The sequence below is a fragment of the Lysobacter capsici genome, assembly GCF_018732085.1.
Classification (GTDB): Bacteria; Pseudomonadota; Gammaproteobacteria; order Xanthomonadales; family Xanthomonadaceae; genus Lysobacter; species Lysobacter capsici_A.
In genome coordinates this window covers 1,563,712-1,576,926 of record NZ_CP076103.1, presented here as the reverse complement: position 1 = coordinate 1,576,926, position 13,215 = coordinate 1,563,712, and the positions used below count along the sequence as shown (strand labels likewise).

At 67.2% G+C, this 13,215-nt stretch carries 13 protein-coding genes; 10 read left to right on the top strand and 3 right to left on the bottom strand.

All coding sequences use genetic code 11. From position 1 onward, the window contains the following. Positions 1-61: 61 nt before the first annotated feature. Genes KME82_RS06440 through KME82_RS06430 form a run of 3 tightly spaced genes read left to right on the top strand, consistent with a single transcriptional unit; the run spans position 62 to position 2,998 of the window. A complete protein-coding gene (locus KME82_RS06440; RefSeq protein ID WP_430538832.1) occupies positions 62-976 on the top strand; it encodes an FAD:protein FMN transferase in 915 nt (304 codons plus the stop codon). After that, a complete protein-coding gene (locus KME82_RS06435; protein WP_215497784.1) occupies positions 973-2,625 on the top strand; it encodes a sulfite reductase subunit alpha in 1,653 nt (550 codons plus the stop codon). The genes KME82_RS06440 and KME82_RS06435 overlap by 4 nt, the downstream gene beginning before the upstream one ends. A 52-nt stretch (positions 2,626-2,677) precedes the next feature. Further along, the gene (locus tag KME82_RS06430) at positions 2,678-2,998 is read left to right on the top strand and encodes an Imm1 family immunity protein (RefSeq protein ID WP_215497783.1); all 321 of its coding nucleotides are present in this window, start codon (positions 2,678-2,680) and stop codon (positions 2,996-2,998) included. 12 nt (positions 2,999-3,010) lie between these two features. Here KME82_RS06430 and KME82_RS06425 read toward each other — a convergent pair whose 3' ends face one another. After that, on the bottom strand, positions 3,011-3,625 hold the full coding sequence (locus tag KME82_RS06425; protein ID WP_215497782.1) for a HutD/Ves family protein: 615 nt from the start codon (positions 3,623-3,625) through the stop codon (positions 3,011-3,013). A gap of 431 nt (positions 3,626-4,056) precedes the next feature. Next, the gene (locus KME82_RS06420; protein WP_036110418.1) at positions 4,057-4,395 is read right to left on the bottom strand and encodes a ComEA family DNA-binding protein; all 339 of its coding nucleotides are present in this window, start codon (positions 4,393-4,395) and stop codon (positions 4,057-4,059) included. 221 nt (positions 4,396-4,616) lie between these two features. On the opposite strand from KME82_RS06420, the gene KME82_RS06415 reads away from it, so the two are divergent. Further along, positions 4,617-6,110: a M20 family metallopeptidase gene (locus KME82_RS06415; RefSeq protein WP_215497781.1), complete on the top strand. Its 1,494-nt coding sequence runs from the start codon at positions 4,617-4,619 to the stop codon at positions 6,108-6,110. A gap of 77 nt (positions 6,111-6,187) precedes the next feature. On the opposite strand, the gene KME82_RS06410 is transcribed toward KME82_RS06415, so the two are convergent. Next, complete coding sequence (locus KME82_RS06410) at positions 6,188-7,027, bottom strand: outer membrane protein (protein WP_215497780.1); 840 nt, start codon at positions 7,025-7,027, stop codon at positions 6,188-6,190. 329 nt (positions 7,028-7,356) lie between these two features. On the opposite strand from KME82_RS06410, the gene KME82_RS06405 reads away from it, so the two are divergent. The 6 genes from KME82_RS06405 to KME82_RS06380 all read left to right on the top strand — a co-directional run bounded on the left by KME82_RS06405 (position 7,357) and on the right by KME82_RS06380 (position 13,204). After that, positions 7,357-8,163: a hypothetical protein gene (locus KME82_RS06405; RefSeq protein WP_215497779.1), complete on the top strand. Its 807-nt coding sequence runs from the start codon at positions 7,357-7,359 to the stop codon at positions 8,161-8,163. Between the two features lie 130 nt (positions 8,164-8,293). Beyond that, positions 8,294-9,247 (top strand): acyl-CoA desaturase, encoded by a 954-nt coding sequence (locus tag KME82_RS06400; protein WP_215498991.1) that lies wholly within the window; start codon positions 8,294-8,296, stop codon positions 9,245-9,247. Position 9,248: 1 nt separating this feature from the next. After that, positions 9,249-10,553, top strand: a complete 1,305-nt coding sequence (locus tag KME82_RS06395) for an NAD(P)/FAD-dependent oxidoreductase (protein WP_215497778.1) — start codon at positions 9,249-9,251, stop codon at positions 10,551-10,553. Further along, positions 10,550-11,356 (top strand): DUF1365 domain-containing protein, encoded by an 807-nt coding sequence (locus tag KME82_RS06390; protein ID WP_252255642.1) that lies wholly within the window; start codon positions 10,550-10,552, stop codon positions 11,354-11,356. The genes KME82_RS06395 and KME82_RS06390 overlap by 4 nt, the downstream gene beginning before the upstream one ends. Then, entirely contained in the window at positions 11,356-12,636 is a 1,281-nt protein-coding gene (locus KME82_RS06385) for an SAM-dependent methyltransferase (RefSeq protein WP_215498989.1), read from the top strand. The genes KME82_RS06390 and KME82_RS06385 overlap by 1 nt, the downstream gene beginning before the upstream one ends. Positions 12,637-12,649: 13 nt before the next feature. Beyond that, positions 12,650-13,204, top strand: a complete 555-nt coding sequence (locus KME82_RS06380) for a DUF2878 domain-containing protein (RefSeq protein ID WP_215497777.1) — start codon at positions 12,650-12,652, stop codon at positions 13,202-13,204. The last annotated feature ends 11 nt before the right edge of the window (positions 13,205-13,215 follow it).

Genomic DNA, 13,215 nt, shown 5'->3' with positions numbered 1-13,215 from the left:
GTCGTGGTCGGGCGCCTGGGGCGCTCCGGCCGCAGCTATGCACGAGCTGCGCGGCGTCAGCATGGGCACGCGGTGGTCGGTCAAGTTGATCGCCGCCACGTCTGCCCTGACCGTGCTCGAACGCGGCATCCAGGCGCGACTGGACGAAGTCGTCGCGCAGATGAGCACCTGGGAAACCGATTCGCACATCAGCCGCTACAACCGCGCGCCGGCCGGCAGCGTGCATGTAGTGCCGTTCGAATTCGCCGAAGTGCTGGACGCCGCGCTGACGCTCGCCGCCGATACCGATGGCGCCTACGACCCGAGCCTCGGCGCGTTGGTCGACTTGTGGGGGTTCGGTCCGTCCGGTCCCGCCACGCACGCGCCCGATGCGCGAGCGCTCGCCGACGCGCGCGAACGCGTGGGCTGGCAACGGCTGCGCTGGGATGCGGCCACGCGCGAACTCACCCAACCCGGCGGTGCGTCTGTCGATCTGTCGTCGATCGCGAAAGGCTACGGCGTCGATCGCGTCGCCGATTGGTTGTTGCAGCAGGGCGTGAGCGATTGCCTGGTCGAAGTCGGCGGCGAACTGCGAGGTCATGGCCGCAAAGCCGACGGCAGCGCCTGGCGGGTCGCGGCCGAACAACCCGGCGGCGGCGACAACGAAGCCGCCGCGGTGATCGCCCTGGATGGTTTGTCGATCGCGACGTCCGGCGATTACCGCCGCTACTTCGACGCCGACGGTCACCGTTACGCGCACACCCTCGATCCACGCAGCGGCCGGCCGATCGCCAACGAAGTCGCCTCGGTCACCGTGGCGCATGCGCAGTGCATGCATGCCGACGCGCTGGCCACCGCGCTGAGCGTGCTCGGTCCGCATGCGGGTCTGGCCTACGCCAACCGCAAGCAACTCGCCGCCTTGTTCGTGGTGCGCGATGGCGATGGCTTCGTCACCCGCGCCACGCCGGCCTTCGTCGCCTTGCAACGCTCCGTATGAACTCAGCGCCGTCATCGTCCCGCCGCCGTATCGATCTGAGCCTGATCGGCAACGCGCTGGTCGTGATCGCGTTGATCGCGCTCGCGCTGTGCCTGTCGCAGTGGCAGGCCGAACCCTTGCAATGGTCGTCGCCGGGACGCGGGCGGTTGTGGCTCGCCGCGGCGCTGGTCGCGGCCTACGCCGGTTTCGTCGCCGCGATCGCCTGGTCGCGTCGTCGCCGCGCGCGCGCCTCCGCGTTGCCGGCCATCGTCGAACAACAGCGCGGCGACTGGCTGGTCGCGTTCGCCAGCCAGACCGGTTTCGCCGAACAACTCGCGCGACGCAGCTGGGACGCGTTGCGCAATGCGGGCCTGCGCGCCGACCTGGCCGTGCTCGGCAACCTGGACGCCGCGCAACTGGCGCAATATTCGCGCGTGCTATTCGTGGTCAGTACGACCGGCGAAGGCGACGCGCCGGATTCCTCGGCGCGCTTCGTGCGCCGAGTCATGGCGCACGGCGCCCATCTCGCGGCGATGCGCTACGGCGTGCTCGCCCTGGGCGATCGCGAATACGCCGAGTACTGCGCGTTCGGCCATCGCCTCGAGCATTGGCTGCGCCACGCCGGCGCGCAGCCGCTGTTCGATCTGGTCGAGGTCGACAACGGCGAAGCCGGCGCGTTGCGGCATTGGCAGCATCACCTGGGGCAACTCGCCGGACGCACCGACCTGCCCGACTGGAGCGCGCCTTCGTATCGCCCGTGGCGCTTGAGCGAACGGCGATTGTCCAATCCCGGCAGCGCCGGCGGCCCGGCGTTCCATATCGCCCTGGTCCCGGCCGACGGCGCGACGCTGGAATGGCGGGCCGGCGATATCGCCGAGATCGGTCCGCGCAACAGCGCCGATGAGGTCGCGCAGTGGTTGCGCGCGGTCGGTCACGACGGCGATACCTCGGTGCGGGTCGACGACACGAGCAAGGCCTTGTCCGAATTGCTGGCGCGTTCGCGCTTGCCGGATGCGGGCGGTTTGGTCGGACGCAGCGCTCAGGCGATCGCCGATGCGCTCAAGGCCTTGCCGCATCGCGAGTATTCGATCGCCTCGGTTCCGGCCGATGGGTCGCTGCAACTGTTGGTCCGGCAGATGCACCGCGACGACGGACGCCTGGGCAGCGGCAGCGGCTGGCTGACGGCGCACGCCGCGCTCGATGCACCGATCGATCTGCGTATTCGCAGCAATCCCTCCTTCCATGCGCCCGTCGACGCGCGGCCGATGATCCTGATCGGCAACGGCACCGGCCTGGCCGGTCTGCGCGCCTTGCTCAAGACCCGTATCGCCGCCGGCCACACCCGCAACTGGCTGCTGTTCGGCGAGCGCAATGCCGGCTGCGATCTGCACTATCGCGATGAACTCGAACAGTGGCATGCGCAGAACGCGATCGAACGCGTCGACTATGCGTTTTCACGCGATGGCGCGGCGCGGGTGTACGTGCAGGACCTGCTGCGCGAACGCATCGACTCGCTGCGCGAGTGGGTCGCGCAGGGCGCGGCGATCTATGTCTGCGGCAGTCTGGAGGGCATGGCTCCGGGGGTCGAAGCGGTGCTGCACGAAGCGCTGGGAGTGGACCTGCTGGAGACTATGGCGGCCGATGGGCGCTATCGCCGCGATGTGTACTGATGCTTGAGCGCGATCCGCTATGACCGCGGCCGATCGGACCTGGAGCGACGCCATGAACCACGACCCAAGCGACGCGCGGTATCGGGAAATCTGGGTTGAAGGTCCGTGGGGACAGCAGTTGTGCGCGCTGATCAACGGCGAGCTCGGCTGGCTGATGTACCTGCGCGAACCCGGCGACGCGGGCATGAGTTCGCGCAACCCGGACTATGCCGGTCCCGAGGCGGCGACCATCGACTACCTGCTGGAAAACGGCCAGCGCGATGAGTATCCGGCGAGTTGGGCGCTGCCGGTCGCGACCCTGCAACGCGCGATCGACGCCTTCCGCGCCGACGGCCTGCCGCCCGCGTTCGTCCTGTGGCATCGGGACGATTGAACGGCTCGCGGCCTAGACCGGCGCAACCCGCACCAGCAGCACCTCGCCACCGCCTTCCAGCACATGCCGCAACCGCTCGCTGCCCGCGGCGAGGATCGCGGTATCGCCGGCCTGCAGCGGCGGCAAGCCCGCGTCAGGGGCAAAGCGGGCCTGTCCGGCCAGCAGATGCACCGCCCAGGTCTGATGCGGCTCGGCGAAGATCACCATCGGACCGACCAGCGGCCGGTGCCAGAGTTCGGTGCGAATCCGGTCGCGCTGCCACATCAGGTTGAAATCGTGGGTCACCCCATCGAGCAATTCGCCGCGCACCCCGCGCTCGCCGGCGAAACGCAGTTTGTCGTGCGGCGGCAGCAGTTCGTGCGACTCGCCGTCGTCGAACCGCAGGCGCAGGCCGTTGCCGCTGAGCAGGACCAGTTCGCGGTCGATCCCGGGAAACGCCGAGAACGGCGCGTCGGCCTCGATCTCGGCGATCGACAGGCGCCAGTCCCAGTCCTCGCCGGTCGCCGGACGGTCCAGGCCGTCGCCGCGGCGCATGCGCACGATCTCGCGGGTCCAGCCGAACTGGTTGCGCCAGCGCTCGCGGCGGTATTCGTTGGCGGGGATGGTCCAGGACAGGCTGTCGGACATGGCGCGGGTCGGATCGCGGCGGGATGCTGAGTCTAGTGGCTGGAGGGGGTCAGGCCCAGGGTGGACGCGGGACGGCGGAGTGGACGGGCTAAAAGCAAATCCCCCTGCCCCCCTTTTTCAAAGGGGGGAATACTTCGGGCGGGATATGGAAGGCCCGGAGCCATTGCCGCTTCGGCAAGATTCCCATCGGTGGCGACGTACGCAGCGCGAAACCCGCGCGATTTCGCAACGCCATTCCCGATTCCCGATTCCCGATTCCCGATTCCCGATTCCCGATTCCCGATTCCCAAAAACAGGTGTGCCCCGCCGCAGATCCTTCTGCGGCGGGGCGACGTACTTCCGTGTCCAGGGACCTCCCCCCGAATCCTACCGGGCCTCCTTGCCCGATCAACTGCCAGCTCCGCGTCCTTACGGTGTCCGGCAGACTTGTTTCAGCGCTTGCTGGCAGAGCGCGGCGCCGCGATGGCCCCGGCCGTATTGGTCGGACGGCCTTGCGGCGCGCCACCGACCACGATGCGATCCCGGTTCTTTTCCACCGTCTTCAGACCGATCCCCTTGACCAAGGCCAGCTGTTCGACGCTGCGGAAGGCCCCGTTGGCCTTGCGATACGCGACGATGGCCTCGGCCTTGGACGCTCCGACGTTGAGCAGCACACGATCCAGTGTGGCCGCGTCGGCGCTGTTGATATTGACCTGTTCAGAGGCGAAGGCACTGCCGGCGAGCATCAGCGACAGGACCAGCGACTTGGCGATAAGGGCAAACGATTTCATGATTGAGCTCCTGAGATTTGGATTCCATTCCGAACCGGCGGCCGTACATCCCTGAGTCCTTGTGTCCGCCGGTGGAGACAGTCTCCATGTCTCGACGGGATCAGGTTATCGCCAAGCCGGCCTCAATGAAGTCGGGCAGAGCCGCAGCGCAGGGTAGGAAAAGTCCTACACGGCCCCGGAGGGGTAAACTGGCGCCTTTCCCGTTTCCAAGGCCCCGCCCCATGGACGCCAGCAAGGTCGATCGCTACGTAAGCCAGAAGTGGGACGACGAAATCGTCCCGCAATTGGTCGAATACATCCGCATTCCCAACAAATCGCCGATGTTCGACGCCGACTGGGTCCAGCACGGCTACATGGACGATGCGGTCAAGCTGATGGAGTCCTGGGCCAAGGCCCAGTCGATCCCCGGCATGCAGGTCGAGGTGGTGCGCCTGGAGGGCCGCACGCCGTTGATCTTCATCGATATTCCCGCGGCCCATGGCGGCAGCGACGAAGATTGCGTGCTGCTGTACGGCCACCTGGACAAGCAGCCGGAGATGACCGGCTGGGACGACGACCTGGGCCCGTGGAAGCCGGTGATCAAGGGCGACAAGCTGTACGGCCGCGGCGGCGCCGACGACGGCTACGCCATCTTCGGCTCGCTGGCGGCGATCCTGGCCCTGCAGGAACAGCAGATCCCGCACTCGCGCTGCGTGATCCTGATCGAGGCCTGCGAGGAATCGGGCAGCTACGACCTGCCGGCTTATGTCGATCACCTGGCCGAGCGCATCGGCAAGCCGTCGCTGGTGGTCTGCCTGGACTCGGGCTGCGGCAACTACGACCAGCTGTGGTGCACCACCTCGCTGCGCGGCCTGGCTGGCGGCAACTTCACCGTCAAGGTGCTCAGCGAAGGCGTGCACTCGGGCGATGCCTCCGGCGTGGTCCCGTCGAGCTTCCGCCTGCTGCGCCAGTTGCTGTCGCGGCTGGAAGACGAAACCAGCGGCAAGATCCTGATCGAAGGCCTGTACGTGGACGTGCCCGAAGAACGCCTGGAGCAGGCGCGCCAGGCCGCCAAGGTGCTCGGCACCGCGATCTACGACAAGTTCCCGTTCCTGCCGGGCATGAAGCCGATGGCCGACGATCTGTCGGAACTGGTGCTAAACCGCACCTGGCGCCCGGCGCTGTCGGTCACCGGCGTGGACGGCATGCCGTCGCTGGCCTCGGCCGGCAACGTGCTGCGCCCGCACACTTCGGTGAAGCTGTCGCTGCGCCTGCCGCCCACGCTCGACGGCAAGCGCGCCGGCGAACTGCTCAAGGAAGTGCTGCTGCGCGATCCGCCCAACGGCGCGCAGGTCACGTTGGACCTTGAGAAATCCTCCAGCGGCTGGAACGCGCCGGCGATGTCGTCGTGGCTGTCGAAGGCGATTGACACCTCCAGCCGAGATTTCTTCGGCCAGCCGGCGATGTACATGGGCGAAGGCGGCTCGATTCCGTTCATGGGCATGCTCGGCGAAAAATTCCCGGGCGCGCAGTTCATGATCACCGGCGTGCTGGGCCCGCATTCCAACGCGCACGGCCCGAACGAGTTCCTGCACATCCCGATGGGCAAGCGGGTCACCGCCTGCGTCGCGCGCGTAGTTGCCGAGCATCATCAGGCCAGTCAGCGCGGTGAAACCACCGGCGTGGGCGCGGTCGCCGACAGCGGCGATCGTCATGGCGGGCACGGTTGCTGCTGAGTTTTCGCACCACCGGTTAACGAAGAAGGCGAGCCCGACGGCTCGCCTTCTTCGTTTCGACACGCCGATCGAAGCGATCAGAAGCGATAGGTCGCGGTCAGACGCAGGCTGCCGAATTCGAAATCGCTGTCGCTGCGGCGGAAATCGGTGCCGTTGGCATTGACCAGCAGGAACGGATTGTTGGCCGGCGCCGCGCCGCGCGATACGCCGACGCGGAAATCGTCGTCGTCGACGCGGCTGTACAGGTATTCCAGGCCGAGCGAGAGGTGATCGAGCACCTTGCGCTCGATGCCGACACCGGCCTGCCAGCCATCGACCTCGTCGTCGCCGCGCAACGCGAACGCATTGGCCGCGTTGCTGGTGCTGAAGCGGTGATCGATCTTGGCCCGGACCGCACCGGCGGTGGCGTAGACCAGATAGTCGCCCTGCCCGCCGAAGGTCCAGCCGACCCGGCCGCGCAAAGCGGTGGTGGTGTCGAGATCGCGGGTCATGGTGTAGAACGCCGGCGTGGTGCTGAACGCCGACACGCTGTCGCGCGAATCGCCCTGGGTGTATTCGGCGACCACGCCGAACACCAGCCGGCCACGCTGCCAGTCGTAACCGGCGCGCAGGCCGTAGTCGGCGCCGCCCTTGTCGTCACGGCAGCCCGAAGCCGGCGTGCGTCCGGCCGCGGCGCCGTCGCAGAAGCCCGGCGAGAACGCATCCGCGCCGGCCGCGGTGCGCACCGTATCGCCGTAGCCGCCGTCGAGGTTGTTGTCGAACGAAATCCGTCCGCCGCTGCCGTTGGGTTCGGACGAGCCGACGTTGCCGCCGAAGTAGAAACCGCTCCAGTCCTGCTCGGCCGACTGCGCGTAGGCCGGTGATGCACTGGCCGCCATCACGGCGACCGCGATCGATGCGAGGTATTCCGCTTTCATGATCACTCTCCATGGGTTGTGGTCTTGCCGCGCGGAATGGGGCGCGGATCGCTTGCGAGGGGGCGCTGTCGCGCGGCGACAGCGTCGATGCATCGACGTGGTTTGCTGGCTATACGCATGGCCGCACCGACGGGATGCAGCGAATGGAAATATTTCGACGGATAAACCGACGGCGTTGGCGTTTTCACCCGTATTGCATTTCCTCCGAGCGATCGACGACAACCGCGGCCAAGCCGCGTTCATGCGGTTCAGTCGAGGCCTGCATCCTTCGCCGTCACGCGAACGTATCCATGCGGACACCGGCCAAAAGGCCGCCAAGGCGAGCATTCATGCGTCCAGGCAGGTTGTTGCGCCCCGGCGGGCCGATCGCGATCGCCACGACGGTCTCGCTGTGGCTGCTCGCAACCATCAACAGCGCTTGCGCGGACGAACGCTACGAAGGCGTGGCCCATGCGCCAAACGGCGAACGGGTGCTGTATCGCGAAACCCATTGGCTGTACGCCCAAGGCGGCATTCGACAACGCCTGGTGCTGTATCGCTGTCCTCGCGGCGAAGCGTTCGCGCGAAAAGTGGTCAGCGATTCGCCCAGCGCCACCGCGCCGGACTTCGACTTCGTCGATGCCCGCGACGGCTACGAGGAAGGCGCGTCGACCCGAAGCGGGCATCGTTATGTCTATACCCGCAAGAACGCCGCGTCCGCGCGCAAGCAGACCGCCCTGCCCGAACGTCGCGGCGCGGTCATCGATGCCGGTTTCGATGCGATGATCCGCGACCGCTGGGATGCGTTGTCGGCGAACAAGCCGATCGCGGCGCCGTTCCTGCTGCCCAGTCGCGCCTCGTTCCTGGATTTCAAGATCGAACCGCTCAGGCGGGCGAACGACGCCGCATCGGTGCGCCATCTGCGCATGGCGCTGGACACCTGGTACGGCTTCGCGATCCCGCCGATCGAACTGCGTTACGCGGTCGCCGACCGCCGGCTTCTGGAATTCCGCGGCATCGCCACCATCCGCGACTCCGCCGGCCGTTACCAGAACGTGCGCATCGAATTCGCCGCCCCCACGAAGTCCGACAGCGCCGAACGCCAGGCCGCGCAAACCCAGCCGCTGGCGAACAGCTGCGCAGATGCAAGCCCCTGAGTTTGTCGTCGGCGACACATCGCGAGTGCATCCATCCGCGCGCATCCACCGTAGACCCCGATAACGCATCGCATCGGAGCACGGCATGTCGCTCGACCCCGGCCATACCTCGACACTCGACGAGGTCATCATGACGTCGACGCCCGCGCCGCGCCCGACGCGCTGGCAACGGGCGACCGCGACCGTGCGCCGCTGGATCGATACCGACACCCAGGCGCCGCTCGACGAAGCCCGCGCCGATCGCATCGACTGGCTGCGCACCTCGCCGTTCATCGCCATGCACCTGGCCTGCATCGCGGTGCTGTGGGTCGGCGTGTCGCCGATCGCGCTGATCGTGGCCGCGGCGATGTACGCGATCCGCATGTTCGCGCTGACCGCGTTCTATCACCGCTACTTCTCGCACAAGACCTTCCGTACCTCGCGCGCGATGCAGTTCGTGTTCGCGCTGATCGGCGCCTCCAGCGTGCAGCGTGGGCCGCTGTGGTGGGCGGCGCATCATCGCAATCATCATCGCCATACCGAGACCGCGCTGGATCCGCATTCGCCTGCGGTGCATGGCTTCCTGCGCAGCCATGTCGGCTGGTTCCTCACCCCGCGCGCGTTCCGCACCGAGCTGGAGCGCGTGCCCGATCTGGCCCGGTTCCCCGAACTTCGCGTGCTCGATCGCTACGATACGCTGGTGCCGGTGCTGCTCGCGGCGGCGTTGTTCGGACTGGGCGCCTTGTTGCAGCGCCTCGCGCCGCAGCTCGGCACCAGCGGTTCCCAGATGCTGGTGTGGGGCTTTTTCGTCTCCACCACGGTGCTGTTCCACGCCACGGTCACGATCAATTCGCTGGCCCACCGCTACGGCAAGCGCCGCTTCGAGACCAAGGACGACAGCCGCAACAACCTCTGGCTGGCGTTGATCACCTTCGGCGAAGGCTGGCACAACAACCATCATTTCTATCCGGGCACGGTACGCCAGGGCTTTCGCTGGTGGGAAATCGATCTGACTTACTACGGCTTGCGGCTGATGGCGCTGCTGGGATTGGTGCGCGATCTCAAGCCGATTCCGGGCTGGGTCGCGGCCAGGGCGAGGGCCTGACATGCGCATCGCCATCGTCGGTTCCGGCATTTCTGGCCTGGCCGCGGCCTGGCTGTTGCAGCGCGAGCATGAGGTGACCTTGTTCGAGGCTGCCGACCGCATCGGCGGCCATACCCATACGCACGACATCCGCCTGCACGGCCGCGACTACCGCGTCGATACCGGTTTCATCGTATTCAATCAGACCCACTATCCGCTGCTGTCGCGCCTGTTCGACGAACTGGACGTGCCCTCGCAGGCGACCACGATGAGTTTCTCGGTCCACAGCGAACTTAGCGGCGTGGAGTACAACGCCGGCAGCCTCGACGGCCTGTTCTGCCAACGGCGCAATCTGTGCTCGCCGCGTTTTCTCGGCATGGTCCGCGACCTGTTGCGTTTCTACCGCGAATCGCCCGAGTTGCTCGACAGCGACGGCGCCGGTCCGACCCTCGGCGAATACCTGCACGCGAACCGTTACGGCGACGCCTTCCGCGACGAACATCTGCTGCCGATGGCCTCGGCGCTGTGGTCGACCCCCTCGCAGCGCGTGCTGTCATTCCCGGCGCGGTATCTGGTCCAGTTCATGGCCAATCACCAGATGCTGCAGGTCGCGGGGCGGCCGCAGTGGCGGGTCGTGCAAGGCGGGTCGGATCGCTATGTGCAGGCGTTGCGCGCGCGCTGGAACGTGCATGAACGCATCGCCTGCCCCGTGCGTGCGCTGCGCCGCGACGACGACGGGGTCAGTGTAGTGAGCGACGCGGGCGAGGAGCGCTTCGATCAGGTCGTGCTCGCCTGCCACAGCGACCAGGCCCTGCGCCTGCTCGAAGACGCCGACGACAGCGAACGCGACATCCTCGGCGCGATGCGCTATCAACTCAACGACACCGTGCTGCACACCGACGCGCGGCTGTTGCCGCGGCGGCGCAAGGCCTGGGCGGCGTGGAACGCGCATATTCCGCGCGAGGCGGCCGCGGCCTGCACGGTCAGCTATTGCATGAACCTGTTGCAGGGGATCGATTCGCCGGAGCCGCTGGTGGTTACCTTGAACCGCAGCGAGGCGATCGATCCCGACAAGATCCTGCGGCGCATGCGCTACGAACATCCGGTCTACGACCTGGCCTGCGTCGCCGCGCAACGGCGCAAACACGAAATCCAGGGCCAGCGCCGCACCTGGTTCGCCGGTGCGTACTGGGGCTGGGGGTTTCATGAGGACGGTATGCGCAGCGCGGTGGAAGTTGCCGCCGCGCTCGGCGCCGCCGGCAGCGCGCGCTACGGCCAGGCCAGCCAGCGCATCGTGCCGCAACGCGCCGAGCGGAGGGCCGCGTGAACGCGTCGCGGACCGATTCTGCGGAGACCCAAGCGCCGCTGATCAGCGCGATCTACGAAGGCGTGGTCCGCCATCGCCGGCGTTCGCCGCGGGCGCATGCGTTCCAGTACCGGGTCGCGCAGTTGTACCTGGATCTGGACGAGATCGAACGGGTATTCCGCCGCCGCTGGCTGTGGTCGACCCGGCGCGGCGCAATCGGCCGATTCCGTCGCGAGGACTATCTTGGCCCGAACGAACTGCCGCTGGCCGACGCCGTGCGCGAGCGAGTGTTCCAGCACTGCGGACGGCGCACGACCGGGCCGATCCGCCTGCTCACTCATCTGCGCTACTTCGGCTACGTGTTCAACCCGGTCAGCTTCTACTACTGCTATGCGAACGACGGCAGCACGCTGGACTACGTCGTCGCCGAAATCACCAACACGCCCTGGGGCGAACGTCACGCCTACGTAATGTCCGCCGACACGGCGCGGCCGTGCGGCCGCGCGCTGGAGTGGTCGTTCGCCAAGGCCTTCCACGTGTCGCCGTTCATGCCGATGCAGCGCGACTACGCCTGGCGCTTCACCGCGCCCGGCGAGGATCTGCTGGTGCATATGGAGGTGATGCGCGAGGACCACAGCGAGTTTTCCGCCACCTTGAGCCTGCGCCGCCGGCCCTGCGACGGCGCCGGCTTGGCGCGGGTGCTGTGGCGTTATCCGCTGATGACCGTGCAGGTCATGGTCGCGATCCATTGGCAGGCGCTGCGCCTGTGGCTCAAACGCAATCCCGTCCACGACCATCCGCGCAACGCGCGAGGCCTGCCATGATGCCCAGCGCCGACAAACTCGACGCACGATCCGATACCGCCTACCCGTTGCCCGAACGCTGGCTGCGCCAGCGCCTGATCGCGCAGATGGCGCAGTTGCGAGGCGGCTGCCTGTGCTTGCGTGACGCCTGCGGCGAAGTCGTGCTCGGCGACGCGGCCGGTGCCGATCCGATCGACGTGACGATCCGCGTCCACGACGGCGGCTTTTATCGCGCGATCGCCGCCAACGGCAGCGTCGGCGCGGGCGAATCCTATATGGACGCGCAGTGGGATTGCAGCGATCTGGTCGCGCTGATCCGCTTGCTGGTGCGCAATCGCGATCTGCTCGACGGCATGGAAACCGGGCTGGCGCAGCTGGGCGGCTGGGCGATGCGCGGCTGGAACGCGCTGCGCCGCAATACCCGCGGCGGCAGCCGTCGCAACATCGCCGCGCATTACGACCTTGGCAACGAATTCTTCGCCACTTTTTTGTCGCCGGACCTGATGTATTCCTCGGCGGTATTCGCTTCACCGGATGAGTCGTTGGAGGACGCCTCGTTCCGCAAGCTCGAACGGATCTGCCGCAAGCTCGCGCTGCGACCCGGCGACCGCGTGATCGAGATCGGCACCGGCTGGGGCGGTTTTGCCTTGCACGCCGCGACCCATTACGGCTGCCACGTCACCACTACGACCATTTCGCAGGAACAGCATGCATTGGCCAGCGAACGCGTCGCCGCGGCCGGGCTGGGCGATCGGGTCGAATTGCTGTTGCAGGACTATCGCGATCTGCGCGGCCGTTACGACAAACTGGTCTCGATCGAAATGATCGAAGCCATCGGCGCGCCGTACCTCGATACGTACTTCGGCAAGCTCGGCGACTTGCTCAAACCCGACGGGCTGGCGCTGGTGCAGGCGATCACCATCGAAGACCACCGCTACGCGCAGGCGCTGCGCAGCGTGGATTTCATCAAGCGCCATGTGTTCCCCGGCAGTTTCATTCCTTCGGTCAACGCGATGCTCGCGGCTAAGACCCGCAGCAGCGACCTGGCCCTGGTCCAACTCGACGACTTCGGCCCGTCCTACGCGCTGACCTTGCAGGCCTGGCATCGCCGCTTCGACGCCAAGCTGCCCGAAGTCCGCGCGCTCGGCTACGACGAACGTTTCATCCGCATGTGGACGTTCTATCTGGCGTATTGCGAAGGCGGCTTCCGCGAGCGTTCGATCGGCGTGGTGCAGATGCTGATGGCCAAGCCCGGCCATCGCCGCGCGGCGCGTCTACCCGAAGGCGAGCTGTGCGCATGAACGAGTCGCACGCATGAAGGCGTTCGCGAATTTCGCCGGTTACCAACTGGTATGGTTCTGCGCCGTGATCGCAGCGGGGCACGGCTTGGCTTGGCCGGGCACGCTGGCCGCGGCGGTGTTCGTCGTATGGCAACTCGCGGTCTCCGAGCAACGCGACGCGGATGCGCGCCTGCTCGCGGTGGCGTTGCCGGCCGGTGCGTTGATCGATGGCGCGCTCGCTGCGAGCGGCGCGGCCGCGTACGCGGCGCCGTGGCCGTCGACCGCGTTCGCGCCGGTGTGGATTCTCGGCCTGTGGTGCGCGTTCGCGATGACCTTGACCCACACCCTGCGCTTCCTGCACGGGCGCATCGCGCTGGCCGCGATGTTCGGCGCGATCGGCGGGCCGCTGGCCTATCTGGGCGCGTCGCGTGGCTGGAGCGCGGTCGAATTCGCGCCGCCTCGCTGGCATGCGCTGGCGTGGTTGGCTTTAGGTTGGGGCGTGGCGATGCCGGTGCTCGCGCAGTTGGCGCAACGCTGGCTGCACGTAAACGACATGTCGATGCACAGCAACGCACAGGTGCCGCGATGAATGCCTGGGCG